A 16,452-nucleotide genomic window follows, 5' to 3' on the forward strand; every position below is an offset into this window, starting at 1 on the left:
CGAGAAGGGACGCCTGTTCGGCGACGCCAGCGTCAGCACCGCGCCGGCGCTGGACGCATGAGCATCTTGATTTTGCATCCCGAATGACTGTCCATGGCGACAACCGTCGCGACTCGCTGCTGCCAGGCGATCACGAGAGACCGCGACATCCCGAAACGCCAAAGGTGCCGCGTTGACTGCAAGCCTTTCCTTCACCGCCGCGCTGCTGCTTGCGGCCGCATCCGCCTCTGCGGCGATGGCAGGCGAGACGAGCACCGCGCCCTCGGGCACCTATTGCGGCCAGCTTTCCTCCGCCGGCGTGCTCTCGGACGCCGAGACGCATTTCGAAACCGCTGCCGATGGCACGGTCGTCGGCAAATACGTGTTCTCCGATCAGGGCCAGTCCGTCGACGGTGAACTCGCCGAAACCGGCGACGATGGCGACGGCAGCGATCTCACCCGAAGCTTCATGTGGCGCGACAAATACGGCTACGGCCAGTTGATCGTCACCTTCACGCCGGATTTCTCCGAATTCGACGGCAGGTGGAATGCCGGCGGATCCGAGTTCCTGCCGTGGAACGGCCGGCGGTGTCATCAGACGATCAGCTAGAGCGCGCCAACAAAGCGAGCCCAAACCGCATCGCCGCCTCACGCCGCAATCACCGCCCGCATCAGCCCCTCCAGCCAGTCGGCAAACACCTTGAGCCGGCGCGACAGATGCTGGCGGTGCGGGTAGAGCAAAGCCATCGGCATCGGCGCGGCGACGTGATGCGGCATCACCTCGACCAGCTGGCCCGCTCTGATGTGATCGATCACGTCATAGGCCGGGATCTGGATAAGGCCGAGGCCGGCGAGGCAGCAGGCGATGCTGCCTTCGGCGCTGTTGACGCTGACCCGGCCGGCAACCGAAACCGTGCGCGCCTCGCCGTTCTCCATCCATTCCCAGTCCTCCACCCGGCCGCTCGAGGGTGAAGCGTAGTTGACCGCGACGTGGGCGCTGAGATCGTTGGGCGTCTCCGGCGTGCCGTGGCGCTCGAGATAGTCGGGGCTTGCGACATTGATCAGCCTGAGTGTGCCGAACGGCCGGGCAATCAGGCTCGAATCCTCGCGCGGTCCGACACGCAGCGCGCAGTCGACGCTTTCCTCGATCAGGTGCACCGCCCGGTCGGTCATGCCGAGATCGATGTCGATGCCGGGGTACCGCGCCAGGAACTCCGGCAGCGCCGGCGCCACGATCAGCCGGCCGATGCGGCTCGGCAGGTCGACCCGCAACCGTCCGGTCGGGCCGGAGGTGTCGCGGCGAAACAGGTTCTCCGCCTCGTCCATATCGGAAATCAGCCGCAGGCAGCGCTCGTAGAAGGCTGCCCCATCCTGCGTCGGCGCAACCTTGCGCGTGGTACGATGGAGAAGTCGCGTGCCGAGCCGTGTTTCGAGCGTCTGCACCGCCGCCGAAACCGAGGAGCGCGGCAGGCCCAGCGTGTCGGCCGCGCGGGTAAAACTCGCGCTTTCGACGACACGGGTGAAGATGCGGAAAAGCTCGATCCTGTCCATGCCGGCGCGCGACGCCTCACCCCCATTGTTCGTCATTCCTGACAAGTCATGTCACGTTCGGGGACTTTATGCCAGCAGCGCCGACGATATTCTCCTGGTCGCGATGCCGGTCGCATCACCGACCGCTCACGTCGGCGGCGATAAGGCCCGCACCCCATGAAGCAAGAGACACGACGTCCGCAACGAGCGGCGGTCGCACAGGCGGCCCGTACCGGAGAGCGGGGCGATTTCGGGCAAATGCGTAGCCCCGCCCGCCGAACGAAAGCATCCGCCATCAGGCGCACAACAGGAGAAACCCATGGCAGACCACAGCATCAACGGCAAAACCGCCCTCATCGCCGGCGGCGCGAAGAACCTCGGCGGCCTGCTCGCACGCGATCTTGCCGCACACGGCGCCCGTGGCGTCGCGATCCATTACAACAGCGCGGCGACGAAGGCGGCAGCCGATGAAACCGTGGCGGCGATCAAGGCGACCGGTGCCGCGGCCCACGCCTTCTCCGGCGATCTCACCAGCGCCGCCAATGTCGAAAAGCTCTTTGCCGACGCCAAGGCGGCGCTCGGCAGCATCGACATCGCCGTCAACACCGTCGGCAAGGTGCTGAAAAAGCCCTTCGTCGAGATCACCGAGGCCGAATACGACGAGATGAGCGCGGTCAATTCGAAGTCCGCATTCTTCTTCCTGCGCGAGGCCGGCAGGCACGTCAGCGACAACGGCAAGGTCTGCACGCTGGTCACCTCGCTGCTCGGCGCCTTCACGCCCTTCTATGCGGCCTATGCCGGCACCAAGGCGCCGGTGGAGCACTTCACCCGGGCAGCAGCCAAGGAGTTCGGCGCGCGCGGCATCTCCGTGACCGCGATTGGACCCGGCCCGATGGATACGCCCTTCTTCTACCCGGCCGAAGGCGCCGACGCCGTCGCCTATCACAAAACCGCATCGGCCCTTTCGGCCTTCTCCAGGACCGGCCTCACCGACATCGAGGACATCGTCCCCTACATCCGCTTCCTCGTCTCCGACGGCTGGTGGATGACCGGCCAGACGATCCTGGTGAATGGCGGCTACACGACGAAGTAGGCCGGAGGACCTGGCACCGGAGCGTCCGCCCAGCGTCTCTCTCCCCGCTTGGCGGGGAGAGATGTCCGGCAAGACAGTGAGGGGGCAGCTTCGGCGCAGGGCAACCCTTGGTGAGCGGCGGCCCTGTCCCCATCCCGCCCCACAAAATTCGATTGGAATTTTAGAACGTTATGTAATGTGATGGGCAAGGCCGCAGGGCGGACAACCGATTTTGATGGATGAATTTCATGCTGCGTTTCCACCTCCTCTGCCGCCATCTGCTGGCGGGCCTCGTTCTCGTCCTGACCCTCGCCCTGCCTGCACTCGCCGAGACGACGCCTCCGCCGGTCACCGTGATCCTCACACCCGGCCAGAGTGCTGCCGAGATCGAGGAGACCTTGCGCGCCGCCGCCAAGGCCGGCGGGTCGGTGACCGTCGAGTGGCGCGACGCTGCGGCGCAGGCCTCGGGCGAAACGCCGACGCCCGCTGGCGCTGGCGTCGCGGCACCGGCGCCCGCGTCGGGGGGTGCGGCCACGCATCAGGCTGCACCCGCAACCACGACGCCTGAACCAACGTCCTCGCCCGATCAGCCGGACACGCTCGACACGCTTTCCGCTCGTTTTGTCAATGGCTTGCAGATGGGCGTTGCCGGTATGTCCGGCATCGCCGGGGTGATGGCTGACGTTGCGGCAGGCATCCGCGCCGAGGGCTGGTCGGTGGTTTCGGTAACAGCCGTGGCCCTGCTCGCCGTCGCAGCCGGCCTTGCCGCCGCCTTTGCCAGCCGGCTCCTCATCCACCGGCTGTTCGGCGCCTCGTTCGAAGTGGTCGATCTGCTCCACCGCATGCGCGCCTCGCTGATCCGGCTTGGCTTCGACATCGCCTATCTGGCGATCTTCGCCGTGGCCGCTCATGCCGTTGCCCGCCTGTTCCTGACGCCGGCCACTGCCTCTGCCGAACTCGCCCACGCCCTCATCACCATCGCCCTCGCCTCCGTGGTGTATGCGGTCGGCGCCCGCTTCCTGTTTGCGCCGACGCGGCCCGAGATCCGCCTGCTCGATATCGCCCACCCGCGCTTCCACGCCAACATGCTGACCGCCTATGGGGCGATCGGCGCCATCCTCGGCGCCAGCCTGCGCTTTGCCCACCAGCGCGGACTGGAGAACGCTGCGACCGATGGCTGGCTGTTGATCGGCGTGACCCTGTTGACGCTGTTGAAACTCTATTGGTTCATCGCCGGCGCCGGCGATATCCGCACGGTGTTTGCCGGTGAAAACCCAGGCCCGGTGCGCCGCGCCATCGCCTTCGGCGTGCCCGAATTCTATGCGGCAAGCGCCATCGTGCTCTGGCTGATGAGCGTCATCGTTGCCGGCAGCCCGAACAGCGCCGCCTGGAGCTTTGCCGGCGGCACGACACAGATCATTCTGCTCGCGCTTCCGATCCTTGCCTTCGGCATCCATTCGCTGGCGGGGGCTGCCGCCGAGCGCCGGCGCACGCCGGCCTCCCACGCGCTGCACGCGGCGATTTCGGGCAGCGTCCAGACGGCGCTTGCCGGCGCCATCTGGCTGATCGGCCTGCATCTGATCATCACGCTCTGGCGCCCGGTGCTCGTCCAGCATGATACGGCCGGTGCCATCGGCTGGATCGTCATCCTCGAGCGCATCAGCCTTGCGGTGGTCGCGAGCTGGGTGATCTGCAGTTTCCTCTGGAAGAGCTTCGAGGCCTTCGCGCCCACCGCCCGCCTCGCTTTGCCCGGCGACAGCGAGGACGATACGGTGGTCCACCAGCAAAGCCGGATTTCGACCATCCTGCCGCTCGTCCGCAACCTCATCTTCGGCGGTATCTTCGCCGTCACCAGCCTTGTCATCCTTTCCGCACTCGGCATCAATATTGCGCCGCTGATCGCCGGCTTCGGCGTGCTGGGTCTCGCCCTTTCCTTCGGCTCGCAGACGCTGGTGAAGGACGTCGTCTCCGGCATCTTCTTCATCGCCGACGATGCCTTCCGCGTCGGCGAATATGTCGATACCGGCAAGCTCAAGGGCACGGTCGAGCGCATCTCGCTGCGCTCGCTCCGGCTGCGCCACCAGAACGGCCAGATCCACACGATCCCCTATGGCCAGCTTCAGGCGGTCACCAATTTCAGCCGCGACTGGAGCACGGTGAAGTTCGAGTTGAAATTCGAGCGCGATGCCGACCCCGAGAAAATCCGCAAGACCATCAAGAAGGTCGGCCTTGCCATGCTGGAGGATCCCGAGATCGGCGGCGAATTCCTGGTGCCCTTGAAGATGCAAGGCATCCAGGACGTCACCGAAAACTCGCTCGTCGTGCGCCTCAAGTTCACCGCCCGCCCCGGCAACCCCAGCATCCTGCAGCGCGAGTCGATGAAGCGCCTGCTGCCGGCGCTGCGCGAAGCCGGCCTCGACCTCGCCTCCAACGCCGTCACCGTGCGCTCCGGCGCTGCCGGTGCAGCCGAGGCGGAAGCGGCCGCCGCCAACCTGGCGCTGGCGAAAAAGCCGGCAGCGGCCGAAACGGCGGAGGCGGAGGGATAAGCAGGCAGTCGATGGCGACAGCGGCATGGACATGCCGTAGCTGCCGCGAGACGCAACCTGCCCCACCCTGTCCTTGAGCAACCGAGCTGGGACGTGACAACGTCCGCCAACGGCACGCGTCCTCCACCGATCTCGGTCCGGCGGCGAAGACACGCAATCATTCCACGCGCCGCGACGACCTTTGCGTGTATGGTGGGTCGCGCGGGCGCGGCAGCAGCGCCTTTCGATGGAGCGTCAGGAATGGATAACGATCACCTCTGGTACTGTCTCGTCGGCACGAAGGATACCAACACCGGCATGGCCCGCTTCCTGCTGGCCGTCGGCGCATTCATCGTGCTGTTCGGCGTCGTCTTCTGGATCCTCGGCCTGTAGAGCCGTTCGGCGGCCATCTCTTCAAATCGACATCGAAGGTCCAGAAGCCCGAGGAGATGCGAAGCGCTCCTCACGCGTCCGAATTCACACGGCTGCGCCGCTTCAGCCGCCCGTTGAACTTCTCGGTGGCCGGCCGCAACTCCGATCCGTCGTTCTCGCGCTACCGCTTCAACACGGCGTGTAGCTCCCCGGGGAAATCTCCGGCCCAGGACGGGCTGGAGCACACCGAAAAGCTGCATGCCTCCGCGATTTCCCGCTGTCCCCACGGGAACAATAGTCGGCCCCGCCCATTTGCTAGAACAGGTTCAACAAAAGGCCGGAAGGCCTTTGACCGGAAAGCACAGGGCTTCCGGATCGATCACCGCCCGGCGCAACGAAGGATCAAGGCCAGGCAAGAAGGAAGTCGGAGCAACGCCATGCGCATCATCCTGGTAGCCCTTGTCGCCTCAGTCATGAGCATCCTGGTGTTCAAATATGCCGATCATTCGCTTGGCAACACGCAGATCGTTGCAACAGCCGAACAGCTGGCCGCCCTTTAAGAACCTCCCGCTGATCGCGCTGCCGGTAGCAGAACGATGCTCCGGCCCGGCGCGACACCTCTCCATTCTCCCCATCTCTGGCTGAAGACGGCACTCGCGCTCGAAGCGCCACCACAGGGATTGCCTTTGTCCAGTCGGCGCGAAGGACATCGGTCGTGACCCGCCGACCGTTACCGTTTCCATCCCAGGCGTCTCTGGCAGCTGCCCCGCAGGCGCAGCGACATAGCCCCGCCACCGATCGTGCCCTGCCCGCCCGTCCCCGCTCCGGCCGAGGGCGCAATTGGGAGCGCCCAATTTCGCAACCTCTAATAGACACCGAACGATGGGAGAACGGTCCAAGCACGAAAGTGGTTTTCCCGTAGCCTCCTCCCCCAAATGGGGGAGGAACATTTCGTGAAACCACTCGACGCGTAAGCGCGCCTCTTGCTAACCGCTAAAGTTGTCTTACATAGGCATGGGCAACAATTTATACGATTGAATAGATGGACTTTCGTCTCGTCGCCGGCGGCATGTTTGTCGCTCTGCTGTGCGCAATCGCCATCGTCCTGTTCGCGCCGCGAACCGAGCAATATATGAGCTATTCCAAATATGAGTGGACGATCTCCGCGTTGCGCAAGCGCCCGGGCGCGCAGCGGCAATATGTAGAGGCATGCGTATCGGAGTACCTGCCCGACCTGAAGGACAATGCGCTTGAGGGAACGCCCTATTCCAGCCGGAAAGAAATGGCGGAGGACGTCTGCCGGCGCTACTTCAAAGTGTTCATCGATGGCAGGCTAACCTGCGCCGAATTCAACCGCTCGATGTACGAGGAGCTTCCATTCTCCGTGGTCGAGGAGGCTGAGCGCCGGGAGCCACGCCCTCCGCGCAGCAAGTGAAGGCCAAAGGCCTCGCCTCTGCACTCGCCGTAGCTGTTGGCTCACCCAGAACTTGGCCGTCAGCCCTGCGGGCGCCGGCGCTCGTGTTGAAGCGTCCCGGCGGTTCCTCGCAAACAGATCATGTCCCCATCCGCGCCCAAGGCATCGGAGGCGGCCATCCCACGAGCCGGCGCATTCACTGCGCGAGAAGACCCGAACGCCGGGCATCCGGCGGCGCGGTTCGGCGGTCGCCGGCAAACAACGGCCCGCCATGCGGCGCCAGTTCCAGTTCGGCAAGCCGGATCAGCTCTGCTGCCTGTCCTGCGCCCGCGTGGCGCAATGCCGTGTCGAAGCGTTCGGCAAGCGACGCGTCCGCCCGGACGAGCAACCGCGGCAGCCATTTGCCGCGCCCAGACCATCGCCCGCGGCCAAGCAGCATCAGATCGGCGAGCGGCTTCGTCAGTTCGGCGGCAATGGCGCGGATCTCGGCGGCCGGGCGTGCATCGCGCAGATCATCCACCAGATCGGTGATCTGGTAGCGTAGTCCGTCGCGTATCTCAGGCGTCAGCGGCGCCGGCCCTCGTTCCAGGCGCTGTTGCGCCCCGGCCTGAAGCGCTTCGGCACGCGCCCGCTCAGGCCCGATAGCAACGCCGCCCGCCACCATGTCCGCAAGCACCGGGCAACCGCCCGCCATATCCTGGTCGACAAACCAGTTGAGCGTCTCGAAGTCGTGCACGAAGGCCTCGATCGGAAAATCGTCGAAATGGAAGCTTTCCCGCCAGGCGGCCGGCAGGGCCTCGTGCAGCACCACCAGGTCGATATCCGAGGTCTGCGTACCCTCGCCGCGCAGGATCGAGCCCGCGACGATCGCAAAGATCGCCTGCGGAAAGCGTTCCGCGAGCACCGCCTCAGCCGCCATCACCGCTCTCGCCGCACGGCCTGGTGCCGCTGGCGCGTGCTTTGCCGCCTCATCGGCGGGCACACCCTCGTCGCTCATTCGAGCCTCCAAACGCAAGGACCCTCCCGATATGGCGTCATCACATCGGGAGGGTCCTTGAAGCAGGCGATGGATGCGTATGCTATTGCAGCGTGCGGGTCGGTGCAGGTTCTGCCGCCGGCTGGCCGACGGCGGCACCGGCCGGGTTGGCGGATGAGCGCGCGCCGTCGAGGCCGGTCGCAACGACGGACACGCGGAAGGTACCGTCGAGCGTACGGTCGAAGATCGAACCGACGACGATGTCGGCTTCGTCATAGACCTCTTCGCGGATGCGGGTCGCGGCTTCGTCCACCTCGAACAGCGTCATGTCCATGCCGCCGGAGATCGAGATCAGCACGCCGCGGGCGCCGCGCATCGACACTTCGTCGAGCAGCGGGTTGGCGATCGCAGCTTCGGCCGCCTTCAGCGCGCGGCCCTCGCCGGTCGCCTCGCCGGTGCCCATCATCGCCCGGCCCATGCCCTTCATGACAGATTTCACGTCGGCGAAGTCGAGGTTGATCAGGCCTTCCTTGACGATCAGGTCGGTGATGCAGCCAACGCCCGAATAGAGCACCCGGTCGGCGATCACGAAGGCATCGGCAAAGGTGGTCTTGGCGTCAGCGATGCGGAAGAGGTTCTGGTTGGGGATGACAATGACGGTATCGGCCGCCTCGCGCAGCCGCTCGATGCCCTGCTCGGCCGTTTCCATGCGGCGCTTGCCTTCGAAGCTGAAGGGCTTGGTGACGACGCCGACCGTAAGGATGCCGGCCTTGCGTGCCGCCGCCGCAATTACTGGGGCCGCGCCCGTGCCGGTACCGCCGCCCATGCCGGCGGTGACGAAGCACATATGCGTGCCGCCGAGGTGATCCATGATCTCGTCGATCGATTCTTCCGCCGCCGCCCGGCCGACATCCGGCAGGGAGCCCGCGCCGAGGCCTTCGGTCACGGCGGCGCCGAGCTGGATGATGCGCGACGACTTCGACATGGCGAGCGCCTGCGCGTCGGTGTTGGCGACCACGAAATCGACGCCCTGAAGCCCTTCGTTGATCATGTTGTTGATGGCGTTGCCGCCACCGCCGCCGACCCCGATCACGGTGATCTTCGGGCGCATTTCGGTGATCGTGGGCTTCTTGAAATCGGTCATGGCTTGTCTCCTAGAGCCAGCGCCTTGCAGGCGCCCGGCAGCGGCGAATCGGGCAGCTTGTATTTTAGGAATTGAAAAAAGCCATGGAGAAGGCAAGCAAAAAGGGCGACGCGCCTATCCACATATGAATTTTAGCGGGGGCGCAGAGGCGAGAATCCGGCCGTTGGGTTTCGTCGGCAGAATGGAGAAATCTACAAAATAATCAATGCTATAGCGCATGCCATCCCCTCACCCTGACCCTCTCCCCGCCTGCGGGGAGAGGGAACGCGGATGACGGCTGGCCCCCACGTCGAGACCTGCCGACGCTCAACGCGGCTGCCACATTGGCCGAAGGAACGAGCGGGCGCCACGTCCCACCTTCTCCCCGCGACAACGGGGAGAAGGTGGCCGGCAGGCCGCATGAGGGGCCGATCTCGCCACCCTAAGACTGCGCGAAACCGCCCCTGCCACAGGCTGTCCCTTAGGCCTCAAAACTCGGCCGCGAACGTACCCGCTCCAGCCAGCGCTGGACGTTTTTTGCGGAAGCCGGGATTTCCATGCCGAAGACCTCGCAGAGCCAGGCGGTGACCCCTGCGGTGATGTCGGCGATCGAGAATTCGTCGCCTGCCAGGAACGGCCTTCCATCCGAGAGCTCATCGTCGAGCCAGCCCCATTTCTGCGGCACCGCCGCCCGCTCGGTCTCGGCAAAGGCCGGAAACTGCGTCAGCCGCTCGGCAAAGAACGCGTCCGAATGCAGCGCCACATTGCCGACGGTGCCGAGGATCACCAGTTCGGCGCGCCGGTTCCACATCTCCACCTTGGCGCGGCTGACGGCGTCATGGCCGAAGAGCTGCGGCTCGCGCGTGGTCTCCTCGAGATAGCGGCAGATCGCGACGCTCTCGGTGATAACAGTGCCGTCGTCGAGTTCCAGCACCGGGATCTGACCGAGCGAATTGACCGCGAGAAACTCCGGCGCCTTGTGCTCGCCCTTGGCGAAATCGACATCCACCATCGGCAGCGAGATCCCCTTCTCCGCCATGAAGATGCGCACGCGATACGAATTCGGTCCCATGCCCTGATAAAGCTTCATCTTATCCTCCTGTCGATGAGGCGACCGCCCCGTTCCTCCTCAACCGCATAAAAGCGGAACACCGGTTGTTTATAACAACCAGTTTCATTTAACTCAATGGTTTATTTCGGTAGGCAAGAATTCTTTTTCGCGAGCGCTATCGGCTTGCCCTGCCGCTTCGCCGGTCGTCAGACAAGGTTTCGGGACAATAGTGTCCTATAGCGCTCGAAGGCGTCCCGCTCTCGCCGCCAGTGATCGAGATGCCCGTCCCGTTTCAGCCGCTCGGTCGCGGCCGCGCCGATCATTGCCAGCATCGCCGCCTCGTCGCCCATATGCCCGAGCACATCGGCGACCATCCCAAGCAACGCATCGTCCGAGGCAAGACCGTAGGTCGCGCACAGCCGTTTCAGCCGCCGGCTGCCATCATCGAGATCCGCCAGCGCCGCGGCCTTCAAGTCATCGGAATGGAAGGAAAGCGGCACGGTCCAATAGGCGAGATAGGCAAGGTCTCGCAGCCGCGGCCCGGGACCGGCGAGATCGAAGTCGATGATCCCCACCGGTTCGCCGGCCCGAAAAACGAGATTGTACGGCGCAAAATCATTGTGGCAAATGACCTCCCATCGACGCCGATCCGGATATCTAAAGGCCCAGCGATCCGCCGCGCCGAAGCCGAATTCGGCCGTCGCGTCATGATAGGCGCGAAGCAGCCGCCCTGCGGCAATCAGCGCATCCTCGCAAAGCCAGATGTCGGAAGAGACACCGGCATCGCCTTCAATAAAGCTCAGCATCTCTCGCCCCTGGCCGTCGAGGCCCAGGAACCGAGGCGATCCCGCAAAGCCCTTTGCCTCGAGACGGAGGAGCAGCCGGTGAACGGTCGCGCTCTCAGGGCGCGTGGCGCGGCGCACCGTATCGCCCACGCGCACGACGCCGGCATTGACGTTCCCGCCCGCAAGCGGCGTTTCCTGTATCGGCGTTTCGGATGTCATCGGACCGTTCGAGAGGCTGGAGGCGAAGCTGGCCGAGGATCGTCTTCGGATCACCCCCTGTCAACGAACCGTTCCCATCGACGGCCCGGCCGATCGCTGTCCTTGAATCTGCCGGGCGATCATGCTTGCCTCTTCCAAACAGGAGCTTGCCATGTTCGCCCGATCCGCCGTCGCCTGCCTCGTCCTCGTCCTTGCCACTGGTCAGGCCAATGCCGCCCTTGCGCCGAATTTTCAGCGTGCCCGCGAACTGAACGCGGTCATCAACGCGGTCGCCGTCGCCGTTCCCAAACACCCGATCGACAAGGTCATCAGCCAGGGCCGCGACCGTTATGCCGTCGTCGCCGGCAAATGCACGGTGATCGCAAGGATCGTCGGTCTGCCGGCAAAGCCTGGCGTTGTCGGCCCGCGCCAGTTCGAGGTCGAACTCGACAAACCCGATTGCGACTGACGCCAACCCGGCCTAGAGCCGCCACCCCTGGCTCATCACGAAGCGCGCCGTGTCTCCCGGCATGATCGCCCTGTCGCCATAGGCCTTCAATGACTGACCGTCCGGCAAAGCCAAGGTCAGGGCAAAACGCTCGCCTTCGAACACGCAGGAGACGACGCGGAGCGCCATGCCCTCGCCGTCGTGGCGCACATGTTCCGGGCGCACGAGGACGTCGCGCACGGCGCCATCGCCTGCGCCTTCCATGCCGACGCCGGCAAGCGCTGACCGCAGCGTTGGCCAATCCATCGCCCGCGGCATGCCCTCCGGCACGGCGAGCTTGAGCACCGAGCCACGGCCGATCAGGCCGCCGACGACGGCGCCTTCGGGTCTTGCGTAGATCTCGGCCGGCTGCGCCATCTGCATCAGCCGCCCCTCGTGCATGACGGCGACATCGGTTGCGAGCGCCATGGCTTCCGCCTGGTCGTGCGTCACATAGATCATCGTCGCGCCCGAGCGCTCGTGGAAGATGCGGAAGGTCTCCTCCATCGACTTGCGTAAGTGCTGGTCGAGATTGGCGAGCGGCTCGTCGAGCAGCACGACATCCGGTGAGGTCACCAGGCAGCGGGCGAGCGCCACGCGCTGGCGCTGGCCGCCGGAAAGGGCTGCCGGCCGGCGGTCGGCATAGTCGGTGAGCTTTACCAACGCCAGAGCATCGGCGACGCTCCTTTGCCACGCCGAGCCTGAAATGCCGCGGACCTTCAGCGGATAGCCGACATTTTCGGCCACCGTCATATGCGGCCAGAGCGCATAGGACTGGAACACCATCGCCATGTTGCGTCGCTCCGGCGGCAGCGCCCGTGCAGCATCCGAAAGCCGTCTTTCGCCAAAATCGATCGATCCATCGCTGGGCTGCTCGAAGCCGGCGATCATGCGCAGCACCGTCGTCTTGCCGCAGCCGGAAGGCCCGAGCAGCGCCAGGAAGCCGCCTTCCCGCACGGTCAGCGACACATCGGAAACCGCCGGCCGGCCGCCGCCGAAATGCTTGGTGACGTGATTGAGGATCAGTTGCGCCACGGCAGCACGCCTTCCGGGAGATAGTTTGCGAGAGCCTCGAGCGCGGCCATCAGCATGACGACCATGACGACCACGAGCACGGAAAGGGCTGCGGCCAGGTCCGACGAGCCGCTGTCGTCGAGATTGAAGATGGCGACACCGAGTGTCTGGGTGCCGGCCGACCAGAGCAGCGCCGAGACCGTCAGCTCATTGGCGGCAATCAGGAAGACGAGGATGATCGCCGCACCCGCGGCCGGCGCTACCAAGGGCAGGATCACGTCGGACATCCGCCTGAAGAAGCCAGCACCGGCGAGACGCGCCGCCTCTTCCAGCGATGGGTCCATCTGCAGGAAAGCACTCATCACCGGCTTGAGGCTGACGGCGAGGAACGAGGAGAAGTAGGCAACCAGGATGATCCAGATGGTGCCATAGAGCGAGACCTTGAGGATCGGCAGAGGTGCGGCAAAGGTAAGGATGAAGGCGACGGCCAACACGATGCCCGGCAGCGCATAGGGGATCTCGATGAGGATGCCGAGCGTATTGGCAAGCCACCCCTTGCGCCGCGTCATGAGATAGGCCGCGGGCACCGAGACGGCGAGCAGGCCGAATGCGGCCGTTGCTGCAAGGAACATCGAATTGCCAAGCGCCTTCAGCGTCATCGACTGGCGGAAGAGAATTTCTTCGTAAGCGCGCAGCGACACCGTCTGAAGGTTGAGCGGCACGCCATAGGCCGGCACCAGCGAGCTCGCGACAAGAGCGGCGAGCGGTGCGACCAGCACGAGAAGCAGGATCGCCACGAGGACCAGCTCGACGACCGGGCGGAAGCGGCCGAGCGAAAAGGCGGCATTCGACCCGGAAAGGCCGATGATGCGGTAATCCCTGCCGACAAGCGCCTTCTGCTGCAGGATCAGCCCGGCAGCCGCGATCATGGCGATGAGGCTGGAGAGCAGCGCGATCTCGCCGAAGGTGCCGGCGCCGAAGCTGGCGAGCCGCGTATAGATCAGGGTCGGCAGCACCTCGATGCCCGCGGGAATGCCGAGGATCGCCGGAATGCCAAAATTGCCGACGCCGGAGACGAAGGCGATCGCCGCACCGGCAATCAGTCCCGGCAGCGACAGCGGCGCGACGATGTCGCGAAAGACACGGAATGGCGTGGCCCCGGCAAGCCGTGCCGCCTCCACCCCGTCGCGCGGCGTGGCGGAAAGCCCGGCTTTCAGCGCCAGGAAAACCAGCGGCGCATGCTGGACGCCGAGAAGCAGCGAAATGCCTGCCAGCGAATAGAGCGGCTGCGGGCTGCCGAGCGGCGGCGCAATCCCGAGCGTCTTTAACAGCGGGCTCGCCGGCCCGGTCATCTCCACCCAGGCAAGCGCCGTCACCTGCGGCGGGATCATCATCGGCAGCATGAAGGCAAAGCTGAGCGCAAGCTTGCCGCGCACATCCGTCAGCGCCACCGAGAAGGCGAAGAGCGCGCCGATGACAACGGAGACGACCATGCCGCCGGTCGCGGTTATCAGCGTGTTGCGGATGGCGGCAAAGGTTGCAGGTTCCGTGAGCACGCCAATCGACCGGCCCGAAATAAGCCCGGCAAAGCCGGCCTTCGCCAGGCTGAAGAGCGGCAGCAGGCAGAGGAGAAACAGGCAGCCGAGAACGAAGGGCACCAGCCAGCGCGGCTCGGCGGCGGGGCTCGCCCCTGCCCGCACCTTGGGCGCGCCCATCGTCCGGCCGTGAAAGGAAAGGCGCAGCCAGCGGGGCCGGCTGCGCGCATCGTTGCGTTCAAGCATTCCCGGGATCAGTTCGTACCGAAGATGCCGGAGAAGGTTTTGAGATCCGCGTCGGAGTTCTTCACGGCCTCGGCCGCATTGACCGGCAGCACCTTGATCGTCTCGCGGGCCGGATAGCCCGCAGGCAGCGCCACGCCGTTGCGGGCCGGGATATAGCCCATCTTCACCGCCGTCTTCTGGCCTTCCTCGGACAGCAGGAAGTCGACGAACTTCTTCGCCGCCTCGACGTTCTTGGCGGTCTTCAGGATGCCGACGGGCTCGGTCACGGCAGACACGCCCTCGGCCGGGAAGACGAATTCCACCGGCGCGCCCTTGGCCTTCTCGCGGATCGCCATGAAATCGACGAGCATGCCATAGGCCTTCTCGCCGGTCGCAACCGCCTTCAAGACGCCGCCATTGCCGCCGGCAGCCGTAGCACCGTTCTCGGCGAGCGCCTTGTAATAGTCCCAGCCGAGGCCATCAATGCCGGTCAGGGTCTGAGCGTGAATGAGAGCCGCACCCGAGGTCAGCGGGCTCGGCATGGTGACGAGGCCCTTGGCCTCCGGCTTGCTGAGATCCTGCCAGCCTTCAGGCTTCATGGCGGCGGAGGTGTTATAGACGATGCCGGTCGTGATCATCTTGGTGGAGTAATAGGCGCCGTCCGCATCATAGAGTGCCGCGTCGTAGTTTGCCGCTTCAGGCGACTTGTAGTCGGCGAGATGGCCTGCTTCCTTCAGCCGCTGCATGGTCACGGTGTCGGCGATGAGCAGCACGTCGGCCACCGGATTGCCGGCCTCGATCTCTGCCATCAGCTTGGCCATGATCTTGGTCGTGCCCTCGCGCACCCATTCCACCTCGATGCCGGGATTGGCGGCCTGGAACGCGTCGACCGTCGCCTGCGCATCCTCGTTCGGCTGGCTGGTATAGAGCACCAGGCTCTCGGCATAGGCCGCGGTCGAAAGCAGGCCTGCGACAACAGCGCCGGCAAGGACGGAGACAAACGATTTCATGGATACACCCTCGTGTTGAAACTGGCGCCGAGGGATAGGGCCACCCTTTTACAGGGGTATGACAGAACCGGGGGACGCGCGATCTGTGGCCCCCGATGCAGGTCGCGCAAATGTGTGCAACGGTTTTGCGGCGACGACGTGCTTCACGCGATGAGCTTTAGCGCGCGCCCGTCGACATCTGGCTGCGGTGGAGCACATAGGCATTGGCCAGTGTGTAGAGGAACTCGCGGTCACTGTAGTGCGCATAGTGGTCCAGCCTGTAGACGCGCGCGAAATTTCGGGCAGCGACCTCGAACTCCGGTCCGAGCGCATTGTCGACATCGCCAAAATAGAAGCCGATGGCCTTCAGGTATTTCTGAATGAGGCGAAGGTCGCCCTCCGCCGACTGGATGGTCAGCTTGTTGAATTCGTTGGTGGTGAAGATCGACAGGTCGTCATTGGTGTTGCGGTGCTCGAAGGTCATGACATAGCCGAGGTTCTCCGCAGCGATGAAGGCGTGCATCGTCTTCAGGATGACGTTGTACTCGACCGGCCGGCCGCTCAAGGGCGCCATGCCACGGTTGAAGAGCAGCATCATCGAGGCGATCCTCGACGTCATGGAAAAGGGACTGCTCGGCGAATAGCCGAGCACCTCGAAGACGCAGCCGGCGGCCTGATAGTCCTCGGCCGGATCGAGCACCCGGCGCAGATACTCGTTGTCCACACCGATAATCCGGTTGTCCTTGCCATAGTGAAGCCGGCCCTTGATGGGAGCGCCCTCTTGGGTCGCGGCCTGGCCCGCCTCGACGGCCAGCTCGCGAATGGCCATGCCGAGTCGGCCCATCAGCATTGTCGCGATTACCGCCTCGACAGCGGCCTTTTCCATGCCGTTTCGGGGAATGACCGCGCTGCCGTGGCCGACATAGGCATCGAGCGCGCCGAAGCTTGCTGCGAATTCTCCCTGGAGCTGGCCATACCAGTTAGGCAAAAGCGCCTTCAGCGCAAAGCTTCGCCTCTCCAGCTTCCGCCACAGCGCCGCAAAGTCGTTAATGGTGATCTCGAAGACATACGGAATATCGAGTGCGGCATTGAATTCGTCTGCCATTGAGTACCTCCCGAAGCACTCGGCACCACCACCTGCAATAAAGGATCCCCCAGGCTACACTCACATATCGGC

16 protein-coding genes are annotated in these 16,452 nt (G+C 64.8%); 7 read left to right on the top strand and 9 right to left on the bottom strand.

The window, feature by feature from the left end:
• Window positions 1–172: 172 nt before the first annotated feature.
• Window positions 173–589 (top strand): hypothetical protein, encoded by a 417-nt coding sequence (locus IB277_RS09560; protein ID WP_246812720.1) that lies wholly within the window; start codon window positions 173–175, stop codon window positions 587–589.
• Between the two features lie 38 nt (window positions 590–627).
• Here IB277_RS09560 and IB277_RS09565 read toward each other — a convergent pair whose 3' ends face one another.
• Window positions 628–1,530: a LysR family transcriptional regulator gene (locus tag IB277_RS09565; protein ID WP_060601308.1), complete on the bottom strand. Its 903-nt coding sequence runs from the start codon at window positions 1,528–1,530 to the stop codon at window positions 628–630.
• A 298-nt stretch (window positions 1,531–1,828) separates the two neighbouring features.
• On the opposite strand from IB277_RS09565, the gene IB277_RS09570 reads away from it, so the two are divergent.
• The 5 genes from IB277_RS09570 (at window position 1,829) to IB277_RS09580 (ending at window position 6,913) form a co-directional block, all read left to right on the top strand.
• Entirely contained in the window at window positions 1,829–2,602 is a 774-nt protein-coding gene (locus tag IB277_RS09570; protein ID WP_034793314.1) for an SDR family oxidoreductase, read from the top strand.
• Window positions 2,603–2,829: 227 nt separating this feature from the next.
• Entirely contained in the window at window positions 2,830–5,127 is a 2,298-nt protein-coding gene (locus tag IB277_RS09575; protein WP_143034193.1) for a mechanosensitive ion channel family protein, read from the top strand.
• A gap of 240 nt (window positions 5,128–5,367) precedes the next feature.
• Window positions 5,368–5,499, top strand: coding sequence for a hypothetical protein (locus IB277_RS38645; RefSeq protein WP_255380500.1), 132 nt, complete (start codon window positions 5,368–5,370; stop codon window positions 5,497–5,499).
• A 416-nt stretch (window positions 5,500–5,915) separates the two neighbouring features.
• Window positions 5,916–6,038, top strand: coding sequence for a hypothetical protein (locus IB277_RS38650; RefSeq protein WP_255380501.1), 123 nt, complete (start codon window positions 5,916–5,918; stop codon window positions 6,036–6,038).
• A gap of 482 nt (window positions 6,039–6,520) precedes the next feature.
• On the top strand, window positions 6,521–6,913 hold the full coding sequence (locus tag IB277_RS09580; protein WP_192370959.1) for a hypothetical protein: 393 nt from the start codon (window positions 6,521–6,523) through the stop codon (window positions 6,911–6,913).
• 175 nt (window positions 6,914–7,088) lie between these two features.
• Here IB277_RS09580 and IB277_RS09585 read toward each other — a convergent pair whose 3' ends face one another.
• From IB277_RS09585 to IB277_RS09600, 4 genes are all read right to left on the bottom strand, one after another.
• Window positions 7,089–7,889 carry a nucleotidyltransferase domain-containing protein gene (locus IB277_RS09585; RefSeq protein ID WP_309139225.1) on the bottom strand — a complete coding sequence of 267 codons (801 nt, stop codon included), beginning with the start codon at window positions 7,887–7,889 and terminating at the stop codon, window positions 7,089–7,091.
• Window positions 7,890–7,971: 82 nt separating this feature from the next.
• Window positions 7,972–9,012: a cell division protein FtsZ gene (gene ftsZ, locus IB277_RS09590; RefSeq protein ID WP_034793296.1), complete on the bottom strand. Its 1,041-nt coding sequence runs from the start codon at window positions 9,010–9,012 to the stop codon at window positions 7,972–7,974.
• 460 nt (window positions 9,013–9,472) lie between these two features.
• Window positions 9,473–10,081 (bottom strand): glutathione S-transferase family protein, encoded by a 609-nt coding sequence (locus IB277_RS09595; RefSeq protein WP_034793282.1) that lies wholly within the window; start codon window positions 10,079–10,081, stop codon window positions 9,473–9,475.
• A gap of 167 nt (window positions 10,082–10,248) precedes the next feature.
• Window positions 10,249–11,046, bottom strand: a complete 798-nt coding sequence (locus tag IB277_RS09600) for an aminoglycoside phosphotransferase family protein (protein ID WP_090294127.1) — start codon at window positions 11,044–11,046, stop codon at window positions 10,249–10,251.
• A 151-nt stretch (window positions 11,047–11,197) separates the two neighbouring features.
• Between IB277_RS09600 and IB277_RS09605 the strand changes: the two genes are divergently transcribed.
• The gene (locus IB277_RS09605) at window positions 11,198–11,494 is read left to right on the top strand and encodes a hypothetical protein (protein ID WP_063891143.1); all 297 of its coding nucleotides are present in this window, start codon (window positions 11,198–11,200) and stop codon (window positions 11,492–11,494) included.
• Between the two features lie 12 nt (window positions 11,495–11,506).
• On the opposite strand, the gene IB277_RS09610 is transcribed toward IB277_RS09605, so the two are convergent.
• The 4 genes from IB277_RS09610 to IB277_RS09625 form a co-directional block, all read right to left on the bottom strand.
• Entirely contained in the window at window positions 11,507–12,547 is a 1,041-nt protein-coding gene (locus IB277_RS09610) for an ABC transporter ATP-binding protein (RefSeq protein ID WP_110818637.1), read from the bottom strand.
• Entirely contained in the window at window positions 12,535–14,241 is a 1,707-nt protein-coding gene (locus tag IB277_RS09615; RefSeq protein WP_090294441.1) for an iron ABC transporter permease, read from the bottom strand. The genes IB277_RS09610 and IB277_RS09615 overlap by 13 nt, the downstream gene beginning before the upstream one ends.
• A gap of 74 nt (window positions 14,242–14,315) precedes the next feature.
• Window positions 14,316–15,296: an ABC transporter substrate-binding protein gene (locus IB277_RS09620; RefSeq protein ID WP_110818638.1), complete on the bottom strand. Its 981-nt coding sequence runs from the start codon at window positions 15,294–15,296 to the stop codon at window positions 14,316–14,318.
• A 157-nt stretch (window positions 15,297–15,453) separates the two neighbouring features.
• Window positions 15,454–16,380 carry a peptidoglycan-binding domain-containing protein gene (locus IB277_RS09625; RefSeq protein ID WP_034793270.1) on the bottom strand — a complete coding sequence of 309 codons (927 nt, stop codon included), beginning with the start codon at window positions 16,378–16,380 and terminating at the stop codon, window positions 15,454–15,456.
• Between the last annotated feature and the right edge of the window lie 72 nt (window positions 16,381–16,452).

The sequence above is a fragment of the Ensifer sp. ENS07 genome, from assembly GCF_014852185.1.
In the GTDB taxonomy this organism is placed as follows: Bacteria; Pseudomonadota; Alphaproteobacteria; order Rhizobiales; family Rhizobiaceae; genus Ensifer; species Ensifer adhaerens.

Excerpts from the sequence above, each read along its gene's own strand:
- IB277_RS09565 (WP_060601308.1), bottom strand. The coding sequence starts at position 1,530 with ATGGACAGGATCGAGCTTTTCCGCATCTTCACCCGTGTCGTCGAAAGC.
- IB277_RS09570 (WP_034793314.1), top strand. The coding sequence starts at position 1,829 with ATGGCAGACCACAGCATCAACGGCAAAACCGCCCTCATCGCCGGCGGC.
- IB277_RS09575 (WP_143034193.1), top strand. The coding sequence starts at position 2,830 with ATGCTGCGTTTCCACCTCCTCTGCCGCCATCTGCTGGCGGGCCTCGTT.
- IB277_RS38645 (WP_255380500.1), top strand. The coding sequence starts at position 5,368 with ATGGATAACGATCACCTCTGGTACTGTCTCGTCGGCACGAAGGATACC.
- IB277_RS38650 (WP_255380501.1), top strand. The coding sequence starts at position 5,916 with ATGCGCATCATCCTGGTAGCCCTTGTCGCCTCAGTCATGAGCATCCTG.
- IB277_RS09580 (WP_192370959.1), top strand. The coding sequence starts at position 6,521 with ATGGACTTTCGTCTCGTCGCCGGCGGCATGTTTGTCGCTCTGCTGTGC.
- IB277_RS09585 (WP_309139225.1), bottom strand. The coding sequence starts at position 7,889 with ATGAGCGACGAGGGTGTGCCCGCCGATGAGGCGGCAAAGCACGCGCCA.
- ftsZ (WP_034793296.1), bottom strand. The coding sequence starts at position 9,012 with ATGACCGATTTCAAGAAGCCCACGATCACCGAAATGCGCCCGAAGATC.
- IB277_RS09595 (WP_034793282.1), bottom strand. The coding sequence starts at position 10,081 with ATGAAGCTTTATCAGGGCATGGGACCGAATTCGTATCGCGTGCGCATC.
- IB277_RS09600 (WP_090294127.1), bottom strand. The coding sequence starts at position 11,046 with ATGACATCCGAAACGCCGATACAGGAAACGCCGCTTGCGGGCGGGAAC.
- IB277_RS09605 (WP_063891143.1), top strand. The coding sequence starts at position 11,198 with ATGTTCGCCCGATCCGCCGTCGCCTGCCTCGTCCTCGTCCTTGCCACT.
- IB277_RS09615 (WP_090294441.1), bottom strand. The coding sequence starts at position 14,241 with ATGGGCGCGCCCAAGGTGCGGGCAGGGGCGAGCCCCGCCGCCGAGCCG.
- IB277_RS09620 (WP_110818638.1), bottom strand. The coding sequence starts at position 15,296 with ATGAAATCGTTTGTCTCCGTCCTTGCCGGCGCTGTTGTCGCAGGCCTG.
- IB277_RS09625 (WP_034793270.1), bottom strand. The coding sequence starts at position 16,380 with ATGGCAGACGAATTCAATGCCGCACTCGATATTCCGTATGTCTTCGAG.